At 53.5% G+C, this 21,597-nt stretch carries 19 protein-coding genes and 5 tRNA genes; 7 read left to right on the top strand and 17 right to left on the bottom strand.

Annotation, left to right across the window (positions count from 1 at the left end; all coding sequences use genetic code 11):
* Positions 1-59: 59 nt before the first annotated feature.
* The 3 genes from NYE74_RS31350 to NYE74_RS31340 form a co-directional block, all read right to left on the bottom strand.
* Entirely contained in the window at positions 60-1,781 is a 1,722-nt protein-coding gene (locus NYE74_RS31350; RefSeq protein ID WP_341005506.1) for an alkaline phosphatase, read from the bottom strand.
* Positions 1,782-1,957: 176 nt separating this feature from the next.
* Positions 1,958-2,040: transfer RNA gene (locus tag NYE74_RS31345), tRNA-Leu, on the bottom strand.
* A gap of 60 nt (positions 2,041-2,100) precedes the next feature.
* The gene (locus NYE74_RS31340) at positions 2,101-2,484 is read right to left on the bottom strand and encodes a helix-turn-helix domain-containing protein (protein WP_341005505.1); all 384 of its coding nucleotides are present in this window, start codon (positions 2,482-2,484) and stop codon (positions 2,101-2,103) included.
* A gap of 218 nt (positions 2,485-2,702) precedes the next feature.
* On the opposite strand from NYE74_RS31340, the gene NYE74_RS31335 reads away from it, so the two are divergent.
* Positions 2,703-3,326, top strand: a complete 624-nt coding sequence (locus tag NYE74_RS31335; protein ID WP_341005504.1) for a hypothetical protein — start codon at positions 2,703-2,705, stop codon at positions 3,324-3,326.
* Positions 3,327-3,368: 42 nt separating this feature from the next.
* Here NYE74_RS31335 and NYE74_RS31330 read toward each other — a convergent pair whose 3' ends face one another.
* On the bottom strand, positions 3,369-4,085 hold the full coding sequence (locus NYE74_RS31330; protein ID WP_341005503.1) for an AzlC family ABC transporter permease: 717 nt from the start codon (positions 4,083-4,085) through the stop codon (positions 3,369-3,371).
* A 13-nt stretch (positions 4,086-4,098) separates the two neighbouring features.
* A complete protein-coding gene (locus NYE74_RS31325; protein WP_341005502.1) occupies positions 4,099-4,419 on the bottom strand; it encodes an AzlD domain-containing protein in 321 nt (106 codons plus the stop codon).
* A gap of 166 nt (positions 4,420-4,585) precedes the next feature.
* Here NYE74_RS31325 and NYE74_RS31320 point away from each other — a divergent pair, with 166 nt between their 5' ends.
* On the top strand, positions 4,586-5,437 hold the full coding sequence (locus NYE74_RS31320; RefSeq protein WP_341005501.1) for a Cof-type HAD-IIB family hydrolase: 852 nt from the start codon (positions 4,586-4,588) through the stop codon (positions 5,435-5,437).
* 408 nt (positions 5,438-5,845) lie between these two features.
* On the opposite strand, the gene NYE74_RS31315 is transcribed toward NYE74_RS31320, so the two are convergent.
* The 4 genes from NYE74_RS31315 to NYE74_RS31300 all read right to left on the bottom strand — a co-directional run bounded on the left by NYE74_RS31315 (position 5,846) and on the right by NYE74_RS31300 (position 6,563).
* Positions 5,846-5,928, bottom strand: a tRNA-Leu gene (locus NYE74_RS31315).
* A 168-nt stretch (positions 5,929-6,096) separates the two neighbouring features.
* A tRNA-Glu gene (locus tag NYE74_RS31310) sits at positions 6,097-6,171 on the bottom strand.
* 220 nt (positions 6,172-6,391) lie between these two features.
* Positions 6,392-6,480 (bottom strand) — tRNA-Ser (locus tag NYE74_RS31305).
* A gap of 7 nt (positions 6,481-6,487) precedes the next feature.
* Positions 6,488-6,563, bottom strand: a tRNA-Asn gene (locus NYE74_RS31300).
* Positions 6,564-6,750: 187 nt separating this feature from the next.
* On the opposite strand from NYE74_RS31300, the gene NYE74_RS31295 reads away from it, so the two are divergent.
* Together NYE74_RS31295 and NYE74_RS31290 are read left to right on the top strand one after the other, a co-directional pair.
* Positions 6,751-8,013 carry an MFS transporter gene (locus NYE74_RS31295; RefSeq protein WP_341005500.1) on the top strand — a complete coding sequence of 421 codons (1,263 nt, stop codon included), beginning with the start codon at positions 6,751-6,753 and terminating at the stop codon, positions 8,011-8,013.
* Positions 8,014-8,109: 96 nt separating this feature from the next.
* Positions 8,110-8,670 carry a helix-turn-helix domain-containing protein gene (locus tag NYE74_RS31290; RefSeq protein ID WP_341005499.1) on the top strand — a complete coding sequence of 187 codons (561 nt, stop codon included), beginning with the start codon at positions 8,110-8,112 and terminating at the stop codon, positions 8,668-8,670.
* Here NYE74_RS31290 and NYE74_RS31285 read toward each other — a convergent pair.
* Positions 8,619-8,858: a hypothetical protein gene (locus tag NYE74_RS31285; protein ID WP_341005498.1), complete on the bottom strand. Its 240-nt coding sequence runs from the start codon at positions 8,856-8,858 to the stop codon at positions 8,619-8,621. The genes NYE74_RS31290 and NYE74_RS31285 overlap by 52 nt on opposite strands.
* Before the next feature lie 436 nt (positions 8,859-9,294).
* On the bottom strand, positions 9,295-9,765 hold the full coding sequence (locus NYE74_RS31280; protein ID WP_316560858.1) for a SprT family protein: 471 nt from the start codon (positions 9,763-9,765) through the stop codon (positions 9,295-9,297).
* A gap of 147 nt (positions 9,766-9,912) precedes the next feature.
* Here NYE74_RS31280 and NYE74_RS31275 point away from each other — a divergent pair, with 147 nt between their 5' ends.
* Together NYE74_RS31275 and cmpA are read left to right on the top strand one after the other, a co-directional pair.
* Positions 9,913-10,266 carry a hypothetical protein gene (locus NYE74_RS31275; protein WP_036625169.1) on the top strand — a complete coding sequence of 118 codons (354 nt, stop codon included), beginning with the start codon at positions 9,913-9,915 and terminating at the stop codon, positions 10,264-10,266.
* A 695-nt stretch (positions 10,267-10,961) separates the two neighbouring features.
* Entirely contained in the window at positions 10,962-11,099 is a 138-nt protein-coding gene (cmpA, locus tag NYE74_RS31270) for a cortex morphogenetic protein CmpA (protein ID WP_115311231.1), read from the top strand.
* 425 nt (positions 11,100-11,524) lie between these two features.
* Here cmpA and NYE74_RS31265 read toward each other — a convergent pair whose 3' ends face one another.
* From NYE74_RS31265 to NYE74_RS31245, 5 genes are all read right to left on the bottom strand, one after another.
* Positions 11,525-14,023: a hypothetical protein gene (locus NYE74_RS31265; RefSeq protein WP_316560855.1), complete on the bottom strand. Its 2,499-nt coding sequence runs from the start codon at positions 14,021-14,023 to the stop codon at positions 11,525-11,527.
* Positions 14,024-14,052: 29 nt separating this feature from the next.
* On the bottom strand, positions 14,053-14,892 hold the full coding sequence (locus NYE74_RS31260) for a carbohydrate ABC transporter permease (RefSeq protein WP_124331776.1): 840 nt from the start codon (positions 14,890-14,892) through the stop codon (positions 14,053-14,055).
* Positions 14,892-15,830 carry a carbohydrate ABC transporter permease gene (locus tag NYE74_RS31255; RefSeq protein ID WP_316560854.1) on the bottom strand — a complete coding sequence of 313 codons (939 nt, stop codon included), beginning with the start codon at positions 15,828-15,830 and terminating at the stop codon, positions 14,892-14,894. Before NYE74_RS31255 ends, NYE74_RS31260 begins: the two co-directional genes overlap by 1 nt.
* 60 nt (positions 15,831-15,890) lie before the next feature.
* Positions 15,891-17,189 (bottom strand): ABC transporter substrate-binding protein, encoded by a 1,299-nt coding sequence (locus tag NYE74_RS31250; protein WP_124331777.1) that lies wholly within the window; start codon positions 17,187-17,189, stop codon positions 15,891-15,893.
* Positions 17,190-17,428: 239 nt separating this feature from the next.
* Positions 17,429-18,487, bottom strand: coding sequence for a LacI family DNA-binding transcriptional regulator (locus tag NYE74_RS31245; protein WP_036625184.1), 1,059 nt, complete (start codon positions 18,485-18,487; stop codon positions 17,429-17,431).
* 184 nt (positions 18,488-18,671) lie between these two features.
* Here NYE74_RS31245 and NYE74_RS31240 point away from each other — a divergent pair, with 184 nt between their 5' ends.
* Positions 18,672-18,815: a hypothetical protein gene (locus tag NYE74_RS31240; RefSeq protein WP_172531700.1), complete on the top strand. Its 144-nt coding sequence runs from the start codon at positions 18,672-18,674 to the stop codon at positions 18,813-18,815.
* A 384-nt stretch (positions 18,816-19,199) separates the two neighbouring features.
* Here the strand turns inward: NYE74_RS31240 and NYE74_RS31235 are convergent, their stop codons facing one another.
* Positions 19,200-21,380 (bottom strand): Tex family protein, encoded by a 2,181-nt coding sequence (locus NYE74_RS31235; protein WP_174905532.1) that lies wholly within the window; start codon positions 21,378-21,380, stop codon positions 19,200-19,202.
* Positions 21,381-21,597 lie beyond the last annotated feature (217 nt).

The following is a 21,597-nucleotide window of genomic DNA, read 5'->3' as shown; positions in this document are numbered from 1 at the left end:
GGAAAAACAGGAGAACACGGATCGTTCCTCCTGTTTTTTCGGAAAGTCTGCCTGCCGGATTACTGCAATGCGATCCGTTCGGAAAGCGCGTCCCATTTCAGCGATTTTCCGGTCAGTTCGTTAAACGCCGCCAGCGGCAAGTACAATGTACCATTGTCCACGTCGACCGTCAGCTTATTCGAGGCCTCGGCGGTTTTTGCGGATCCCGCTTTGAGATCCACCGTAATCGTCTTGCCGCCTTTTCCGCTCAACGTCGCCGTGTTGCCGGATTCATTGTATGTCCCGCCGAGCGCTTCCGTTAAGGCCTTCGCCGGATAGAGCACCTCATTTTCGCGATTGATTTTGAATTTCGGATACAGATATTTGGATTGCAGCTCAGCCGTCGCTTTTTGCAGGTCCACGCCCAGTACCTCGGCACCGGCAAAAGCGATCTGCGTGTTGTCGATCTGTCCTTTGACTTTGTCGGCGATCGGCCCGTACGCCCACACGCCTACATCGACGGCGGAGTGTCCGTGGCCGGACCAGCCGATCAGCAGCCGCTTGGAAATAACGGCGTTATATCCGCCTTCGCGTTTGTAGGAAGAACCGTCGCCATCGAGAATCAGCTTGGCTTCTTCATCCGTCAAGTCGGTGATCCAGGTGTTCTCCGCAACGATTTTTTTCACGTCGGCAATCGTTTTCGCTTCATTCAGCGCCGTCACCAGATACTCGGAGGAATGCTTTTGCTTGTCCCACAGGTCGATGTTGACTTCATAAATATTGTCCCGGGACAGGGATAAACCGCCGGTCTCATGGTCGGCCGTAACGACGACGGACGTATTGCCGTCCTTCTTGGCAAAATCAAGCGCCACCTTAAAAGCCGCGTCGAAATCGAGCGCTTCCTGCACCAGTGTCGGCAAATCGTTGGCGTGTCCGGCATGGTCGATCCGGCCGCCCTCGATCATGATCGCAAAGCCGTTTTTGTCGGCGGACAAAATCTCGAGCGCTTTGGACGTCATATCCGCCAGGCTTGGCGTTTCGTCCGTGCGGTCGGGCACATAGGCGACGTGCGAGCTGCCGAACAGGCCGAGCACTTTACCCTCTTTCGCCGGCAGAGCCTTCAGCTCCTGGGCCGTTTTCACCACTTGGTAACCTTTGGCTTTAAACTCGGGCAGGAGGTTTTTGTCGCTGCGTTTTCCTTTTTCTTCTTTGGTGACGAAAAACGATTCCCCGCCGCCCAGCAGCACGTCCACGCCGCTGTCGAGGTACTGCGAAGCGATCGCGTTTTCGTTATCGCGATTGCGGACATGGGAGGCGTAAACGGCCGGCGTCGCATGCGTGATCCGCGCCGTCGTCACCAGACCCGTCGACTTGCCGCCGCGCTCGGCCGCCTCGATGATCGAAGCGAACGGCTTGGAGACGTCTTCGTTCGATACGCTGATGCCGGCGTTATACGTCTTGTGTCCGGTGGCGAAAGCGGTTCCGGCCGAAGCCGAATCCGTGACGATCCCGGACACGACGGTGCCCCCGTCTTCCCCGCGGTCCGCGTATGTAGTCGCTTGACCGACATAATACGGATCCAGATTCAACGACTTCGTGCCATGCTCGTACTGCTGGTAATAACGCGCCGCCGAGATTTGCGCCGGACCCATGCCGTCGCCGATCAGCACGATCAGATTCCGCGATTTTCCGTTTGCCGCGTTTTGCTCCGGCTGCTCCCCTTTTGCCTGGACGAAGCTTCCCGCCGATACGACGGACAGCGCCAAACCGCTGATGGCCAATCCTTTCCAAAACTTGTTCATTGCTTTCCCTCCCCAAAATAACGAACTAAAGAGAAGTTTAATTGGGGAGTATTAGCCCGATGTTATAAGATTGTTCTTGTTTGGTAAAAAATATCAGCCTTAATATAGCGGAAACAGAAAAAGAGATGTCCCGCAAGTTTGCACTTACGGGACATCTCCGTCATTCTTTCATATGATGCGGTCGAGAGGACTCGAACCTCCACGGGCGTACGCCCACTACCCCCTCAAGATAGCGTGTCTGCCATTCCACCACGACCGCGAATGGTTTAGAAACGAACATTACTATTATATCTTCGCGGCGGTTAAATGTAAAGTGGTATTATTGTCCAGACTGCTTTCCCCTTAGTTTCCGATAGCGGGCAAATTCGATATACTCCCGGACGAAAGCCCGCTCCGCTTCCGACAGCGCGGCAAAAAAGGCGTTCCAGTCGCCTTCCCGGGCCGTATATTTGGCTTTGCCTTCGTTTACGGCGGAAGCCTGTTTTTCCCGTCCGGTCATGAGCCAATCCAAACTTACGTCAAAAAAATCCGCAATTTCGATCAGCTTATTCGAGCTCGGCGTGGACTTCCCGCGTTTCCAGTCGCCCAAATTCCCCGTGCTGATGCCAAGCTTCAAACAAAACGCCTTTTTGGTCAAACCCGCATTTTTAATCAGCAGTTCGATACGCTCGTAAATGGACAACTTCTTCCCCAACCTTCCCATAACACCGTAATCATCTCGCATTTACGTTATTTTTTCGATTGTTAATTTACGCATTTACGTATACAGTGTGGATGAAACAAAAACTATTTTACCTGCGTATTCGTGTAAAGAAGGGGTTTTTGAAGATTAAGAGGCTGCTTACATCTTAACACAGCGCCTTGAAGGACTTAATAGGTCTCTATGACTGCCCTTATTCCATTGACGGGAGCGCATCCGCCGTGAAAGAAATATCCCTGTGTGAAGCAGCAATTCATTCGCTAAGCCAAAGCATTGCCGTAATCGGTCCGGATGGAATCGTCCTGGCGGTGAACCACAATTGGGCCAAAAGGGCATGTCAATATGGCCAAACGCCCCTTTGGGACCGCCCGGGAATAAACGTGATTGAGTATTTTCGCAGCGCCGAACGCGACGACCCTGAGTCCCGCCAGCTTCTCCAACATATCCTCCAAATCCTCGACGGGACATGCGATTATTACGCTATGGAAATTCGGGCCGTTGGCCCTCAAGGAATTAACTGGTTTCTGGCGGAGCTTAGTCCCTTGGGAAAAACACGCAATACTCCGGCGCAAGGAATGGTCGTCAGTTGTACCGATATTACACGCCTTAAGGAAAGGGAGCAGCATATGGAGCAAGCCTTGTCGCATGTTAATGCGCTGCGGGGTTTGCTTCCGATCTGTGTCGTCTGCAAAAAAATCAAGGACGAAAATGAAATTTGGAATTCGATCGAAGCTTATTTGCAAAAGCATGCCCATGCCGAATTTACCCATGACATTTGTCCCGATTGCATCCGGCTGCTTTATCCCAAATATTCGTCCATTTTGGAAAGGCAGGATGACACTTGACGGGCCCGCCCGGCTTTCTTCGGACGGACCTAACCCGGGGCGCTAAGCTGTCTCACTTTTGACGGCTGCCGCTTTTTTCCTCGTCCGCCGCACCATCTGCCCAAGGGTAGCGCCCGCCACCCCGCCGGCGACAAGGCCGAGGCCGCCCATATTCACCATCTCCCCCAAAGTGGATAAAACGATGCCGGTGCAGGCTGCCACCATGGAAGGCAAAGTTCGTTCGCCGCCGAACAGCAGCGCCAGGAACAACGCCGGCAAAGCGAAGCCGAGAATAGCCGCCGCCTCTGGCGTGACCAAACCGCCGAGGCCGGTTCCGACAACGGTTCCGGCAATCCAGGACCCGTAGATGGCCAAAGAAAACGTTATATAATAGGAAGGATTTAGCGGTTCGCCGCTGGCTGCCCGGGTTGATGTAACGGCAAACCCTTCGTCCGTCAGCCCGATCGCCGCCAGCCATTTTTGGCCTTCCCGCCATCCGGTCAAATATGGCCCCATCGTAGCTCCATAAAGAATATGGCGCATATTCACCAGCAAAATGGTCGTTACGATCGTAAACGGCGCAGCGGCGGAGGCAAACATGCCCAGCAGCATAAATTGCGCCCCTCCGGAAAAAATCCACAGGGAACTAAAAACCGTAAGCGGTCCGGAAAGTCCGCCGGCGGCCGCAAGCAAACCAAATGTCATGGATAAGGGAAAATAGGCAAGCATAATCGGGACGGCATGGCGCAGCGCCAGCCCTATTTCATCATAACGTTTCATCTCCACCGTCCCCCTATCCAATCAAATAATAAACCGCGGCATAAAAAGCAATCCCGGCAGCAACCGTCAGCAGTAAACGCCGCGACCACCAAGCTACCGCCATCGTCGGGATGGCGGCCAGCAGCATTTTATTTTCCATGAGCGGTATCCACTCCCCGTCGACCAGCAGCAGCAAAGGACCGATCAGCGCTCCAAGCACGGCCGGGGAAACAAAAGAAAGCCACTCCTTCGTGCGTTCGGACCATTTTATGCGGCTCCCGAGGACCAAAGATCCCGCGCGCAATAAATAAGTCCCCGCTCCAATCATCATAATAATCCAGAAAGCGCTGGTCACGTTTACCCTCACCCCATTTTTGCATATGTATTTTGCCGAAATGAACGCGTTGCCCGGGCCTGTTGACCTGAAATGCATTTCATAAACTATACTTTTAAACGGAGATCAAAAATATAAACCAATAGACCCGAAAGAGAGACACACTTGGGTAAGGAGGAGACCATTCATGAAACTGATCGCCGTTGATTTGGACGGTACGCTGTTGACATCCGAAAGCAAGCCGAGCACCGAGGGGCTGGATGCGATTCGCCAAGCGGCCGCCAAAGGCCACACCGTAACCCTATGCACCGGCCGGGCCAGCTTTGACGCTAAAGATTTGACGGGCGGCCTGGCTATCCCGATTATCGGTTTTAACGGAGCCGCCGTTTATGACGAACGCGGACAGCTGTTGCGGGAAACGCCGATCACAGCAGCCGCGGCTCAGGACGCGGTTCGATATCTGCTGGAGCAGCAAGTTTATTTTGAGATATTCTGCCCTGAGGCGATTTATTCCCCTTACGGCGGGGAGCGCAAGCTGCAGGCGGAACTGGATGTGCTGGCAAGCGCCAATCCGGCGGCCAGCCGCGAGCGCTTGTGGAAAAGCGCCCAAATCCAATTTGTCCAATTTGGTTTTCAACAGATCGAAGACCCTTTGCAGCTATTGAAGCGCGGGGCGCCGGTCTATAAGCTGCTGGTATTTACTTACGACGAAGCCAAGCTGGACCGTATCCGCAAGCACTTTGGCGGGCAGCGCCAGCTTCATACGACATCTTCCGCCGATCACACAGTGGAAATTATATCCACCGAAACCGATAAAGGGAACGCCCTGCGCTTTATGGCCGAGCATTTGGGGGTCCCCATGGCCGATACCGTCGTGATCGGCGACAGCTACAACGATATCTCCATGTTTCGCGTAGCCGGGACAAGCATTGCGATGGGCAACGCGGTCGATGAAATCAAGCAATTAAGCACCATGGTCACGCGCGACAACAATCACCATGGCGTGGCTTACGCTTTGAACCACCTGCTGAAACTGTAGCGGGCGGTTCATGGAACACGCGAGCGTGGCGGCTTCAAGGTTAGATCCGCAAAAAAACTCGGGGGAACTCTTGCCCAAGAGCTTGTAACGCTGATACTTTTCAGAATTCCCGCAAAAACTCAGGTTTTCGCGAGACACTATCGCCCAGCGGAACTCTAACGGTTGCAGCAGCCGCTATTTTTCGAAAAAAGACCTTTTCTAAATTCTAATGGTTACGAGCACCGTTATTTGCCTTAATCCAAGCAAAAATTACCGGTTTTCGGCGAAATAAGCGCCATGACAACCGTTACAATTTGAAATCAACGTTCCTGGAACAAATAGTGCTTGTGACAACCGTTAAATTTAACGAATCGCCTTTGGTTATGCAGAAAGAACCTTGCGTTCTGCAAGGTTCTTTCTGCAATTTGATGCGGTCGAGAGGACTCGAACCTCCACGGGCGTACGCCCACTACCCCCTCAAGATAGCGTGTCTGCCATTCCACCACGACCGCATATTCATATGTTCAGGGCTTCCACCCCTACTTGAAGCTTTGAAGAAAGCGTCGACCCGTTAGGGAATACTCTCGCTTCGCTCGAGACTGCGAAGTTTTCCTGCCGAAGCTTATGCTCCGACGAACCCCTATCAGGGCTTCTCCCCCTACTTGAAGCTATTAAGAAAGTGGTGACCCGTAGGGGATTCGAACCCCTGTTACCTCCGTGAAAGGGAGGTGTCTTAACCCCTTGACCAACGGGCCACAGCCTCATGCCGCTTGGAAGCAGCGACAAAATTGAGTATAGCAAAAACATGATCGCCTTGCAACCCCTAATTTTCAGGTTTACCTTTTAAAATTCTTTTTGAGAGAATTATAGGGAATTATCCTGCGCGCCAGTTCATCGCTGGATATCATTCTCATCCCTCTGCATAAAAGAACCTCCCGGATGAACGGGAGGTTCTTTTAGATCGTTATTTCAAAACGGAGAGAGAGGGATTCGAACCCTCGCACCGCTTACGCAGTCTAACCCCTTAGCAGAGGGTCCCCTTATAGCCACTTGGGTATCTCTCCAAGAATATGGCTCCCCGAACAGGACTCGAACCTGTGACAACTCGATTAACAGTCGAGTGCTCTACCGACTGAGCTATCGGGGAACATTTGAAATTGTGAGAACACCAATAAATTTATCACGATTAGGCGGCAAAGTCAAGATTTAGCGGCCATTCCCCTGAAGGACAAGCAATGGAAAATAAATATTGCAATCCGCAGGGAAATCAATAAAATAAACTTAACATTAAAATAATTTTAACGTTAAATTTATTTTTTAACGAGGTGATTGTTTTGAGCGAAAAAGTCCTGGTCAAAAGAAAAGGATTAGGAGGTTTAAAGCAGGAGCTGACAGTAAGCAGACCGTTTACGTATCTCCTTCTTGCCCGCGTCATCTCCAGATTTGGGGATTCGATCGATTCCATTGCCTACATCTGGATGGTGTATATGCTAACGGGATCCAAGGTTTTAATGGGGACTCTATTCGCTTTGAATTATGTCCCTAACTTGCTGTTCAGCTTTTTTGCGGGAACCCTGGTGGACCGCTGGCCCAAAAGAAATGTCGTTGTTGCAGCCTATCTGGGCCGGGGAATCCTCGTCAGCGTCACCGCTTTGATGTATTGGAAAGGGCTTCTGGCTCCGTGGCACTTGTATATTTTTACCTTGTTGATTTCCACGCTTGAATGCTTCGCCTCCCCCGCCGAGACCGCCTTGGTTCCACAGCTCCTTTCCAAGGAAAAACTGCTCAGCGGCAATTCCCTCAGCGCCACTGCGTCAAGAATCGCCGAGTTGGCGGGCATGGCGGCGGCCGGCGGTATCATCGCCTTTTGGGGAATATCGGCCGCGATTTTAATAGACGGACTTACCTTCACGGCCGCAGCCGCGCTCCTGGCCTTCCTTCGCGTTCCCCCGGTCTCCCTTCCCCCGTTAAACCAAGCAAGCAGCGCCTTTTTTCAAGAAGTCAAGGAAGGTCTGCGCTACCTTCAAGCGAACAAACTTGTCCTAACCCTTATTTTCACCGCAGCTTATGTGAACTTTTGTCTGTCGCCGTACAATGTGCTGAATGCGGTATACGTTAATGAAATTTTACGGTCCGGCCCCGAGGCCCTCAGTCTGTTGGGCATTAGCTTGATCATCGGGATGATCGCCAGCGGATTATGGATCGGCAAAAAGGGCGTCCACTTTAAAAAAAGCCGGCTCATCATCACCGGTTACTTGCTGCTGGGAAGCAATTACGCTTTGTTGTATGTCCCCGCTATTTTACCGGTACATCCGCTTTATCCGGCTGCGGCTTTCTGTTTTGGCATGGGCTTGGCCATCTCTTTAATCAACACCCCGTGCACGACGTACTTCATGGAATCGGTACCTAATGAATTGCTTGGAAGAGTAAGCTCCCTTAACAACATGGTCTGCACCTGTGCGATTCCGGCGGGGAGCGCCCTGGCTGGCGTGATAGGGGAATGGATGCAGGTCCACCTGCTCTATCTCGTTTTTGGAATATTCATGCTGCTGCCCGTCTTTTACCTGTTGAAGCAGCGTAAGTTTATGAACATTTGACGAACCGCCAGCTGCTTTGCGCATTTCCATGGATAAGCTATACTAAATTAAACGAAAAAATAACCGGTTGTTAGTCTTAACATGGGGTGCGCGCACATGGAAATCAAGGAACTGAAAACGCTGGAGGAAATCCGCATTTATTCGGATCCGTATCGCATGCAGATCATAAACGAATTTCAGCGCTTAAATCGTCCGGCGACGATCAAGGAAGTGGCGGATGCGATGCAGGAGGTGCCTGCCAAAGTATATTACCACGCCAAAAAACTGGAGCGCATCGGGCTGCTGCAGTTGGCGGACACCAAACTGGTCAACGGCATTACGGCCAAATATTATGAGCCTTTTAAAGGGGCAATCCATATTAAAAAAAGCGAGATGGACAAGGTGATCGGGCAGGTCTTTCAATCCGAGACGGAAAAACTGCTCAGCCATCTTTACGATGAAAGCAAGCAGCGCTTTTTGAAAGCCTCCAGGCTCACCCCGCCTTCGGCGCAAATGACGAGTCCGAGCGTTTTTTTGACGAAGGAAAAAGCGGAGGAATTATTCCGGTGGATCAATGATTTCTGCGAACAGCACCAGGAAGATAACAAATCTCCGGATGCCGAACGTTATGAAATTTTTTTCACCATAGCCAAAAACACGGATTCTCCGGGAAGATAAAAAGAACCATCGTCTCCATAAGCGGAAGCGTGGTTCTTATATTTTTGCTTGTTCATTTGTTCCAGCTTCGTTTTCGTTTTACGGGTCCTCATATCCGTGAAAACAAACGGGCTGCGGCTCAATTCGGGATTTCTCTTCCCTTCGCGGATCTGCTTGTTGCGTTGTTTTTTGGCTTTGGACTCAGCCATCTTCAATCACTCCTCTTTCAAATAAAGGCGAAAATCGCGGCTTTTCAGCACCTAGAAGGTTGGATGAAGCCAGGGACTGAGTAGCGGAGCGTAGGATAATCCTACGTGAGCAACGGAAGGCCCGGCTGAATTCAAGATTCGACGCCGAACCCGCTTCTTTAGCATCCGCTTCGTGATCAAAAGCCGTGATTTTCGCTTCCTCTTTCAAATGAAGGCGAAAATCGCGGCTTTTCAGCACCTAGAAGGTTGGATGAAGCCAGGGACTGAGTAGCGGAGCGTAGGAAAATCCTACGTGAGCAACGGAAGGCCCGGCTGAATTCAAGATTCGACGCCGAACCCGCTTCCTTAGCACCCGCTTCGTGATCAAAAGCCGTGATTTTCGCTTCCTCTTTCGCATTATGATCAAAGTATATCATATATCGGACCTATGTTCCGCCTATTTGCCGAGGAGCTGGATTAAGCGCAGCCGTCCGGCGCATTTTCCGCAGCGGTAGCGGTTTGGATCCGCGCGGCGTTTGCGTAGATATTCCATGCCGCACTCTACGCAGACCAGTTTGTAACGGTAAGGCAAAGTTTTTCTTTGTTGATTTCCGGGCAAAGCGTTGCAGAACCGGCTTCCTCCGACCCTTTTTAACAGAGCCTTAAATTCCGGGTCTCGATGCTGATAGCCTTGTCCCGACAAATGCAAATGGTAGTGGCAAAGCTCGTGCTTGATGATTTTCTCGACTTCCTCTTGCCCATGAACGAAGAGCTGCGCGGGATTGATTTCGATGTCATGGGTTTTTGTAAAATAACGCCCCCCGGTCGTACGCAGCCGGCTGTTAAACCGGGCCCGGTGGCGAAAAGGAACGCCGAAATCACGGAGCGAGATTTGCTCGATCCAGGCTTGCAATTGGTCGTTGTTCATCGGGTTCTCCTTTCTTGCTGAACTTCGTACCGGCGGGTTGTAGTCACCGGAATGGCCGGCTTGGGCCAGCGTGGACTTTTACTTGAAATTTAACTTCCTATTACGCTACACTGTCAAGTAGTTTAATAGAAAAGGAGATCATAAGCGATGTCCATGATGAGGTACGTGATTTTGCAGCAAGGCCAGGAGTTGAAGTTCGTGGAGATGCCGGCGGACTATGCTTATCAACTCAGCGCATTGAATTTGCGGTTAAATAAGGAGATCGACAAATTAACGGCCCGGGAGGTCCCGGCGCTGCCGCGTGCGATCGCGGAATGCGACCGGTTGGATCTATTGCAGGAATCGCTGAGGATTACGAGCGGACTGGATTATATCAATGAGCTGGAGGCCGCCTTTTCTTCCATCCAGGAAGAAAACTACCCGCTGATTTCACTGCTGACCGAAATTCGCGCTCTTCAGGCCCAGCTTGAGCAGTGGTACGAGGAAGAAGGCGCAAGCTGAATTCAGGGTTGAGTGTAGGAAAAGCCTACATGAGCCACTAGCGTCGCATTTAAATCTGACAAACTACCTTTTCTGGGGACACCAATATTCTAACGGTTGCCACAAGCGCTATTTGTTCCAATACGGTTGATTTCAAATTGTAATGGTTGCCATGGAGCTTATTTCACTGAAAACCGGCAATTTTTGCTTGGAGGCAGGCAAATAACGGCTCTTGCAACCGTTAGAATTTAGAAAAGGCCTTTTTTCGGCAAATAGCCGCTGATGCAACCGTTAGATTTCGGATAGCTTTACGGGAAAGCTTGAACAAAAGTCACTGTCAACGCCAGTGTACATGAGCACCGGACTTCGAAGGTGAACGCAAGATTCGACGCCGAACCCACTTCCTTAGCACCCGCTTCGTGATCAAAAGCTGTGATTTTCGCTACCTCTTTCAAATGAAGGCGAAAATCACGGCTTTTCAGCACCGAGAAGGTTGGATGAAGCCAGGGACTGAGTAGCGGAGCGTAGGATAATCCTACGTGAGCAACGGAAGGCCCGGCTGAATTCAAGATTCGACGCCGAATCCGCTTCTTTAGCACCCGCTTCGTGATCAAAAGCCGTGATTTTCGCTACCTCTTCCGGCGGGACGTGCACATCTTGGGGATTCGCCCCATAGTCTAAACATACCAAGGTGATTGCCGGAGGAGGAGATACATTTGCCTAACTGGCTCAGCAATCAGATCATGCGTGCCTTTAACAAAAGAGACCGCCGTCAAATTCGGCTGCTGAACGATTGTTGGTTCTTTTACTACAGCCGCCGGAACAGCCAAGGAGAAACGAGCAGTATGCAGTAAACGCTGGAAAAAAGCCGTCCCCTCCGCTTATACGGATTGGGGACGGCTGCTTCATTTTTTCACCACTGGGCTGAGCACCCGGCAACACATTTCGCCCCTCGCCTCTCAGTGGAAAAATCCAATAGATTGACGGACATCAAATGCGATTTCGAGCTCTCATTGGAATTCTCCAATAGATTTCGATCAAATCGCCTGTTCTGCTCTCTGCCGAGACCGATCTATTGGAAATATCCATTCAAGCCGCGGCATCCCCAAACAAACTTCCGATTCTATTGGATATTTCCAATCAGAACGTTATTTCGGACCGATGGAAATAGCTGCCGCCCGATTCAACCTAAGCAGCCGTTCCCAACTTGCTCTCGGTCTCTCGCCCCTCGCACCCAGCGAGGCGGCTCAACTCAAAGACGCCAGCCTGCCCTTCCCGCTCACAACAACGGCGCCAGCTTGCCGTCGCGATACCGCGCTTGCCGAAGCGCCTCGCCCGGCTGCGCCCGCAGCACCAGACCTTCCTCCCGCATTACAATTTGCCGCGGGTAAGCGGCATAGCTGGTGATTATCCAGCCATCCCCGTCCCGCGTCAAACAGCCGTTCGCGCAGCGAAGCCGCCCCTGCTCATCACGGTACAAATAAGCGGTCGTGCCGAACCCGAGCAGATACGCCACCAGTTCCTCGCCCATGTCCCAGTCGTCGCCCGCAGCATTCGCGAACAAACGGGCGAACAGCGGGTCGCTCGCGCCCCGGAACACCGATTGGCCGAACCGGTTGCGCGACAAGGACGGCATGTTCAGATTGGGGGCGGCGACGCTGTAGGTCGACGCGGCTTCGCCCGGTTGCAGGCGGCGCGGCGTCGACACCACGTTCCAGTCGTAACAGTTGAAGACGGCCATGCTGGCCCGGTAAGCCGCTTCCAGATACTGCGGGTCGCCCAGGTGCTCGTAAGCCGTCCGCGCCGAAGCCGCAACCAAACCGCCCCACAGGGAGTGAATCATATAGGACAACGCCTCCCACCAGCGGTCCGGATTTTGCCCCCGGTAATCGTTGCTGAAGCCGATGTTGGCCAAAATCAGCCGGGCGTACTTCTCTCCCTCGCCGGTCAAGCCGACGCGCAGCAGTGTTTCGCAGGTCGGGCCAAACCCCGCGTTGTCGTAAAAATGCTCGGTGACGGCCCCGGCAAACTGGCTGGCATTTCGCTTCAAACGGCTTCCGAACGCCTCCCACAGCGCCTGCAAACGGTTAAGCTCCCCGGTCAGGCCGCAAGCCGCCAAATCCGCCAGCAGGTCTAACACATACATAATAAACACGCCGTTTAAACCCGTCTCGTTTTTTTCCCGCTGCCCCTCATGACAGTCCGGATCCAGCCGTACGCACAAAACTTCGGCGGCCCACCGCAAGTACGTTTGCGGCGGATGGAGCTTCAGCAGCGCCGCATCCATCCGGGAGAGCAAATAAAACACATGAGCGATATAATCCAGATCGAAAATCCGGTAAAACGTCCCGTACAAAACGCGCGGCCGGGAGAAATCGCCGCCCTCGAACCAATGGTGTTTCATGTCCAATACCGCCGAGGCTTCCGCCATCGCCACCTGCTCCGGGACCGGCGCCGCCAGGCTGTTTTTCATCAGCAAAAAAGCCAGCTTGCCCAACGATTCGCCCTGGTTGGACAAAGGCAAAAAAGCATGCGGCCTGCCCGCTGTCCCCGCGGGATCGTAATTGTTCCGGCACAGCCATTCGGCCCGCTTCTCCAAAATGCGGTCGACCGGCTCCAGCACGTTCCACACCAGCACATCCTTGCGCCCGTCGTCCAGCGTCAGCTCCAGCTTATGTTCACCGGCCTCCTCCCGCCGTAAAGCTAAGTGCAGCACCTCCCCTTGTCTGCCATCCGCGGCAAACCGCTCTGTCACCGTTTCCTCTACGCCAGCAGCTAACCGCTCTGTCACCGCTTCATCTACGCCAGCAGCTAACCGGTCCGTCACCGCTTCCTCGCGGCGGCGGAAGCTTCCAGCCGCAGCGGGAACCGCGGAAACCACGCGGATTTCCCGCACACGCTCCCCCGCCGGAAGCTCCAGCTCCGCCTCGAACATTCCTCCCCGGACCAGCACCGGCGTATATTCCCAGCGCGGATGACCGTACGCCATTGCCTGCCGGTAGAAATCCTCCCGTCCCTCGCAGGAAGCGAAGGCGTACTCCCAACTCATATTCTGACCGGCCTCCAACACGACCGGATGATATCTTTCCCTATAAATCCAGTCTGCCGCCGCCGATTCCGGCATCGAGCCGCCGTCCTCCACCAGCGACAGGCGATGAAACAGCACCCCGTCCAGCGAGGGCGAAACCTGCTCCAAAAACCGGTTCTCGTAACGGCAGAACGAACCAAACGCCGCCGTGCGTCCTTTAACCCCGTACACCGCCAAATGGGGCGCCTCATCGCTGCGCCGGATCGCCGCAAACTTGGCAAAATCGCCGCCCAAATGGGCGAAAACCGCACACGATTGCCGCATATTGCGCAGCACGTTTTCGTCCCGGAACATCACGTAAGCGAGCGCAAACCAAATATGCAGCCCCTCGATCCGCACACTCCTGTCCGCCCTGTTTTTGCACTCCACAATCCAGCGAATGCACTCCTCCTCCAGCGCATAGGTCAGGTTAATCTCCAGCTTCTCCGCCATAAACCGGACCCGCATCCGGCTATCGCTTTCCCGCGTGATTTCCGGCGTCAATTCCGCACTATTCAGCGTCTGGCCGTCCACCACCGCCGTCCATTCTCCAAACAGTTTATCCAGCGTATCCTCGTACCCTGCTTCGGCCAGATACTCCGGATCCACCACCCAGTTCATAGCGGCGGGATCTTCTTTCATCAACAGCGCCGTCACCGCGCCGCGTCCGTTAAACTCCAGCTTAAACTTTGCATTGCTCAGTATGGTCATATTTCTCCACCCTCCGTCATGACGGCTCGTTATTTTTTGACACCGCTAAGCGAGATGCCCCCCAGAATCAAATTTTGCGTAAAATAGAACAGCGTGGCCGGAAACAGCACCGACAGGCAGGAAATCGCCATCAGCTTCTCGTATTCGATGTTGAACGCATTTTTGAACAGATTGATCCCCAGCGGCAGCGTATACATACTCTGGTCGTTGATAAAAATCAGCGGCGTCAAAAACTCGTTCCAGCACCACACGAAATGGAATACGCCGATAACGACGACGATCGGCCGGCATAACGGGAGGATGATTTTCCAGTAAATCTGCCAGCGGTTGCAGCCGTCGATTTCCGCCGCTTCGTCCAGGTCGCGCGGCACGCCCATAATAAACTGCCTGGCCAGGAAAATGAAAAACGCGGACCCGAACGCCCCGGGCAAAATCATCGGCCACAGCGTATTGATCATCCCCAGCTTGTTGTATTCGATATACAGCGGGATCGCCGTGACGTCCCAGGGAATCACCATCGTGCCGATGACGAGCAGAAACAGGGCGTTCCGGCCCCAGAAATTAATCCGTGCGAACCCGAAGGCGACCATCGTCGCGGACAGCATGGCAAACGGCGTCGAAACGCCCACCACGATCAGCGTATTGAGCAAAAACCGCCCGAACGGCTGGGCGTTCCAGGCATCGGCAAAATTACGGAACTGCCACGTATCGGGAATCAGCTCCGGCTTCGGCGTAAAAATATCCTCCGGCGCTTTCAGCGCGGTGGACAGCATCCAGGCGATCGGAAACAGGAACGCCGCGGCAAGCAGCAGGATCAAAATTTGGAACAGCAGCGTCTGAATTCGTTTTTTTCGCGCCAGCGTGTGCATCAGCGTCCACCTCCATCGGCTTCATAGTACACCCAATATTTCGACGATTTGAGAATAAGTCCGGTCAGCAGCACGATCAGAACAAACATCACCCAGGCCATCGCGGAAGCGTACCCCATTTTGAAATGGGTAAAAGCGTTGCGGTACACGTGCAGGGAATAAAAATACGTCGAGTTGGCCGGGCCGCCGCCGGTCAGAACAAACGCGAGCACGATCGTCTGGAAAGCCGAGATCAGGCTGGTCAGGATGTTGAACAGGATCGTTGGCGTGATCAGCGGAAGCGTAATGTTGAAAAATTTGCGGATCGGACCGGCGCCATCGATATCGGCGGCCTCGTAATATTCCGACGAAACGGAACGCAGGGCCGAGAGGTACAGCACCATCGGCGATCCAACGCCCCACAGCGCGATGAAGATCAAAGCGTATAAGGCGACATTCGGATCGGTCAGCCAATGCACCCGCGGCAGGCCGGCAAGCTCCAGCATGTAATTGACCGGTCCGAAATCATCGTTCAGCATCCAGCTGAAAATGAGCGCCAGGGTAACCCCTTGAATCAAGGAGGGCAAGTAAAAAACGGCCCTGAACAGCTTGATGCCGTACGAAGCCCGGTTCAGCAGCACGGCGATAAGGATCGCGAAAATCACCTGGAGCGGAACCATAATAAACACATACTTAAACGTGACGGTCATGGCATTCCAATAAAAAGGATCGGCCGTAAACATCTGCGCATAATTCCGAATCCCGATAAATTCGGGGCTGCCGACCATATTCCACTCGGTAAAACTGATACCTAACGAAAACATCATCGGGAAAAACATCAACAGGAGGAACCCGATCAGCCACGGAGAGATAAAAAACAGGCCTGCGAAATTTTCGCGCCGTCTTTTCCGTCTGGCCGCACGGCGCAATATGGCGGCATCCGAGCCGGCTGCTTGCATTTTGTCATCACCTCGTTTGGGGAAACGCGGAAAACGCCTGGGGCGCTTCCCGCAATTCCGTTACTTTAATACCGCTTGCGCTTGCTTTGATGCGTCATCCAGCGTTTTCTGAATATCGGCGTTGCCGTAGAAAATCGCCTGCACCCCGGCGCGGATCAAATCTTCCGCTTGGCTCCATTTCTCGCTGCGCATGCTGGCGATCAGCTTATCGGTGCCTTCCAATTCCTTCGCGAAGGACTCCAAATAAGGATCTTTGGCGTAACCGTTCTGTTCATCCACGGAAATGACCGGTGAAAAAGCGAATTTGTCGGCCGTAATGATTTTGATGCCTTCCTCGCCGGACATGAACTTGATCAACTCCCAGGCGGCTTCTTTGTTTTTGCCGGCTTTCGGCATGGAATATCCTGAAGTATGGATGATGCCTTTCAGACTGCCGCCTTCGGGAAGCGGATGCGTTACGGTCCCGATATCCAGCTTGCCTTCCTTCAGCATATCCCCCAGCGGCCACATGCCGTTGTCAAACATGGCGATCTGCCCGGTTTGGAAAGACTCCAGCCCGTTGTTGGTGCTGAATTTGCCGGCCGAATTGATTTTGGAGGAGGCGTCGTACAGCTTTTTCAGGAACGTCATCGTTTCCACATTTTCCGGGCTGTTCAACACTCCATCGACCGTTTTGCCGTCATCGCTAACCATATCCCCGCCGTTGCTCCAAAAATAAGGCTGCATCGTCATGACATCGTCCGGCGTCATAATAAATCCGTATTGGCCCGGTTTGGTCAGTTTTTGCACCGTATCGACGAACTCGTCCCAGGTCCATCCGTCCTTAGGGTAGGGAACGCCCGCTTCGTCAAACAGCTTCTTGTTATAGTAAATCGCCCGCGTGGAATAGGTCGTCGGAAGCCCCCACAGTTTTCCGTCATATTTCATGTAATCCATAATGATGGGATAATATTTGTTTAGATCGTAGTTGTCCTTGTCCACCCAGGTTTGCATATCCTCCAGCGCCCCTCCAGGAACATAAAGCGGATAATTCCAAGCCATAAACACGTCGGGCGCCGTCTCGGAAGCAAGGGAAGTCAGCAGCTTTTGATCGTAGTTGTCCGGTACGGATTCCACTTTGACCTTGATGTTCGGATGCTGTTCCATAAAAGCGTTGATCGCGTTTTGATAAGGCTGCAGCGTTTGGCCGGAGTCCCAGGTCATAAACCGCAGCGTCACTTGCTCCGCTCCTTTTTCTCCGCCGTTTGCCGCTCCGTTCGGATTGGCACCGCTTTCATTTTTGCCCCCGCAAGCGGACAGCAGGCCGAGACATAACGCGCTGACCAAGGCAAGGACTAACCATTTTTTGCTCTTTTTCATACGAACCCCTCCTTGAAATTTATGGTTGATGTTATATGTGAACTTGCGGGGGCGAGCTTTGGCTTTTGGCTTCACTTCCGCAAGACATCACCGCAGCAAAATCTAAACGTTTAGATTTTTCCGGTTAAAGAAACCTTCAGCGCGAAAGTTTCCCGTAAAAGCCTTCGTTTCGAAGTTTCCGTGTTATAGTTTCCTTGTTTAAGTTTCTATGTCCAAATTTCCATATCAAAGTTTTCATGTCATGGCTTTCCTCCTTTGGGAGGCGCCACGGAATCGCGCTCAATCAGCCGGCACACCGGCATTTCCGGACGCCAGGCCTGCTTTCCGTTGATCACTTCATGCAGCGTCTCCATCGCACGGTATCCCATCTCATGGAGCGGCAGATCCATAGTCGTAATCCGCGGGCTTAAATAATCGCTAAACTCCCGGTTGTCGAACCCGATGACGGACAAGTCGGCCGGGATGTTCACTCCCGCTTCGTTCGCAGCCTGCAGCACGCCAACCGCCATCACGTCGTTCATCGCCAGAATCGCCGTAGGCGGCGCGGGCAAGGATAGCAGCTCCCGGGTCAAGCGATATCCGGATTCCCGCTCCCAATCCCCCATTTTAATCAGCACCGGGTCAAAAGGAAGCTCGAATTCAGTCACCGCCTTGTAGTAACCGTTAAGGCGCAGCCGGGATGGAATGGAGTCCATTAAACCGCTGATGATCGCGATTCTCCGGTGTCCCCTGGCAACCAGGTAAGACATCGCCTCGTAAGAAGCTTGTTCATCATTGTATTGGATAGCCATGTCGTTTTGGGTATAGGCGTACGTATAAACGATCGGTTTGCCTTCGCTGTCGATCAGTCCGGTTAAATCCCGGGGATGCACGCCGATGTATATCATGCCGTCAACCTGCTTGCTGAGCAGTTCGGAAACCGCGCTTGCCGCATATTTCCGGTATTTGTCCGTATGTTCGAAATCCCGGCCGATCCGTTTGTCGAGCCGCAGGTTCGTCAGCAGGATATGTAAATCGTGGCGGTCGCCATAATCGTTGATTCCGTCGATGATCTCCGGCGTGTTGAACACGGTGACGTCCTCGGCGATCACGCCGATCGTGTCGGTACGCCGCCGCTTTAGGCTTTTGGCGATGTCGTTCGGCTTGTAATTCAGTTCCTCGATCACGGCCAGCACCCGTTCGCGGGTTTTGGGACGGACGTTCCGCGTGCCGTTCAGCACGTAAGAAACGGTTGCCGTGGATACGTTGGCTCTGGCGGCAATATCTTTGATGCTAGGATTGGAGCTAGGATTGGACATTGTTCTTGTTCCACCTCCCCCGGATTTGCTCCGCAAAACATAATTTAATCGTTTAGATTTATAATCCTTTTATATCACAACCCGTTTTTGGTTGCAAGCGGTTTCTTATTCGGTATTTTCAAATTTGAAGGAAGTTGTCGATCTTACGCGGGACGAACGTATTTTTTGCATAGGAGGCAATGCGATGAACGAATTGGAGTTTATTCGGAGCCCTTCCTGCAACTACATCCAAACTTCTGCGCCAGTCCTGCGAATGGCAGATCAATATCCGCTGTCCGGACGCTTTGCACGATTATCCCGTTTGATCCGGCAGCAAGGAGGAAGATAAATTCAGGAGAAAAAAATAGGTTTGGGAGAAGCAGATATGTTCGAGATCGTTAGACAGGTTTGTGAGAAGGAGGTTTAGGAGAAGTAAAGCAGACCTGACGGGAGGAACGGGGCAAGATACCTGGAAAGATGAAAGGGCCGAGATTCCCCCCCACCCTCTCCCCCTGAACAAGAGGGATAATCGTGCAAAGAAGCATGCAGGGATACCAAGACACGAACGCTATCATAATTTATTTTGCCAAGCACTGATCTCGGTTTTGAGCCGAAAAGTCTAAAGACTTTTCAACGGCATTCCCACTATGATTTTAAAAAAGCGCCGGCCCGCTAAAGCTCAGCGTCCGGCACATTGAAAAATTTAAACACTTAAACGTACTGAGGCTAAAGATTAAGCCTCTATTCCGGCCGGTTTGCGCATCGTTAATCCGACCCGGCCTTTTTTGACATCCACATTCAGCACCCATACGGTGACGTTGTCCCCGACCGAGACGACATCCATCGGATGTTTGACGTACCCTTTGCTCATCTGGGAGATGTGCACGAGCCCGTCGTTTTTGATGCCGATATCGACGAAAGCGCCGAAATCGATCACATTGCGGACAGTGCCCTGCAATTCCATGCCGGGCGTCAAATCCTCAATTTTCAGCACGTCGGTGCGGAAAATCGGCAGCGGGAGCTCTTCGCGCGGATCCCGACCCGGACGCCGCAGGCTGTCCAAAATATCGCGCAGCGTCGGTACGCCGACGTCCAGCCGGGCGGCCAGCTCCTGCGGATCAAGGGCGGACAACCGCTCCGCCAGCTCTTTGGAGCCAAGCTGATCGAGGCTGACCCCGAGCTCCGCGAACAGCCGGTTCACCACCTCGTAAGACTCGGGGTGGATCGGCGTCTGGTCAAGCGGATTTTCGCCTTCATTGATCCGCAAGAAACCGACGCATTGCTCGAATGTTTTGGTCCCGAGCCGCGGCACCTTCTGCAGCTGCTTGCGGCTACGGAAGCGGCCGTTTTCCTCGCGGAACTTCACGATGTTTTTCGCCGTCGTGGCATTGACCCCGGAAACGTAGGACAGCAGCGCCGGCGATGCCGTGTTGACGTCCACCCCGACATGGTTAACGGCCGATTCCACGACATTTTTGAGGCTTTCGTCGAGCAGCTTCTGGGACACGTCATGCTGATATTGCCCGACGCCGATCGCCTTCGGCTCGATCTTGACCAGCTCGGCGAGCGGGTCCTGCAGCCGCCGCGCGATCGAAGCCGCGCTGCGCTCGGCAACGTCCAGATCGGGAAACTCCTCCTGGGCGAGCTTGGAGGCGGAATACACGCTTGCCCCCGCCTCGTTGACGATCAAATACGCCAGCTTCCGGTCGCGCCGCTCGGCGATCACCTCGGCCACGAACTGCTCCGTTTCGCGGGAAGCGGTGCCGTTGCCGATGACGATCAGTTCCACGCCGTATTTGTCGATCAGCTCGTTGAACTTGACGGACGCTTCCCGCTTTTTATTGTTCGGCGGCGTCGGATAAGTCACCGCGACCTCCAGCAGCTTGCCGGTATCGTCCACGACGGCCAGCTTGCAGCCGGTCCGGTATGCCGGGTCGACGCCAAGCACGATCTTGCCGCGAACCGGCGGCTGCAGCAGCAGGCTGCGCAAATTGGCGGCAAAGATGGAGATCGCCTGGCGTTCCGCCTTCTCCGTCAATTCCCCGCGAACCTCCCGCTCGATCGAAGGGGCGATCAGGCGCTTGTACGCATCTTCGATCACCGTCTTCAACACGTCTTCCGTGGCCGAACGGCCTTTGATCACTTTGCCGGCAATATGGCGGAGAATAGGTTCCGTCTCCACCTCGAGCGTCACTTTAAGCACGTTTTCCCGCTCGCCGCGGTTCATGGCCAAAATGCGGTGGGAAGGCATTTTTTTGGCCGCCTCCCGATAGTCGTAATACATCTCGTACACGGATTCCTCGCCAGGCGTTTTGGCTTCGGACACCATCAGACCGCGATCCATCGTGTGCGCGCGAACCCAGGCCCGGACCGCGGCGTCGTCCGCGATGATCTCGGCGATGATATCCATCGCCCCCTGCAGCGCCTCCTCCGGCGTCTCCACGGGGTGCTCCGCTTCGGCGTTCACGTATTTGGCCGCTTCCGCCAGCGGCTCTCCCTGCTTCGGCTGGGACATTAGCCATTCGGCCAGCGGCTCCAGCCCTTTCTCCTTGGCAACGCTGGCCCGTGTCTTGCGTTTTTGCCGGTAAGGGCGATACAGGTCCTCCACTTCCTGCAGCTTCACCGCCCGGGCGATCGCCGCCGCCAGCTCGTCCGTCAGTTTTCCCTGCTCGTCGATGATTCGGACGACTTCCTTTTTCCGTTCCTCCAGATTGCGGAGATACTGCGTGCGTTCCTCGATACTGCGAAGCTGATTCTCATCCAGCTCCCCCGTCATCTCCTTGCGGTAACGGGCGATAAAGGGGATCGTGTTGCCTTCGTCAAGCAGCCCGATCGTCGTGCGCACCTGCTTCAAGGACAAGCTTAGCTCCTTGGCGATTTGCCCGGCAATCCGTTCCTGTTCCCCTGCATCCATGACTTGCTGTCCGGCGGTTCCGTTCGATTCCGATTGCGACAATGTGGATCCCTCTTTCATAAAAAATAGCGATTGTTTCTATTATAAGTAAAACATCCATCAACGTAAAATTCAAAGCAGACAGACCGCAATTAGCGGTAGTTTTTCCCCGCGATTATACCGCGGTCCATTGACGTGTTATGGAGAAGGAATAGGAACGGGGTTGGGGCAGCCTCGT

The organism is Paenibacillus sp. FSL P4-0127, from assembly GCF_038007325.1.
In the GTDB taxonomy this organism is placed as follows: domain Bacteria; phylum Bacillota; class Bacilli; order Paenibacillales; family Paenibacillaceae; genus Fontibacillus; species Fontibacillus macerans.
This window is presented reverse-complemented; position numbering and strand designations above follow the sequence as displayed.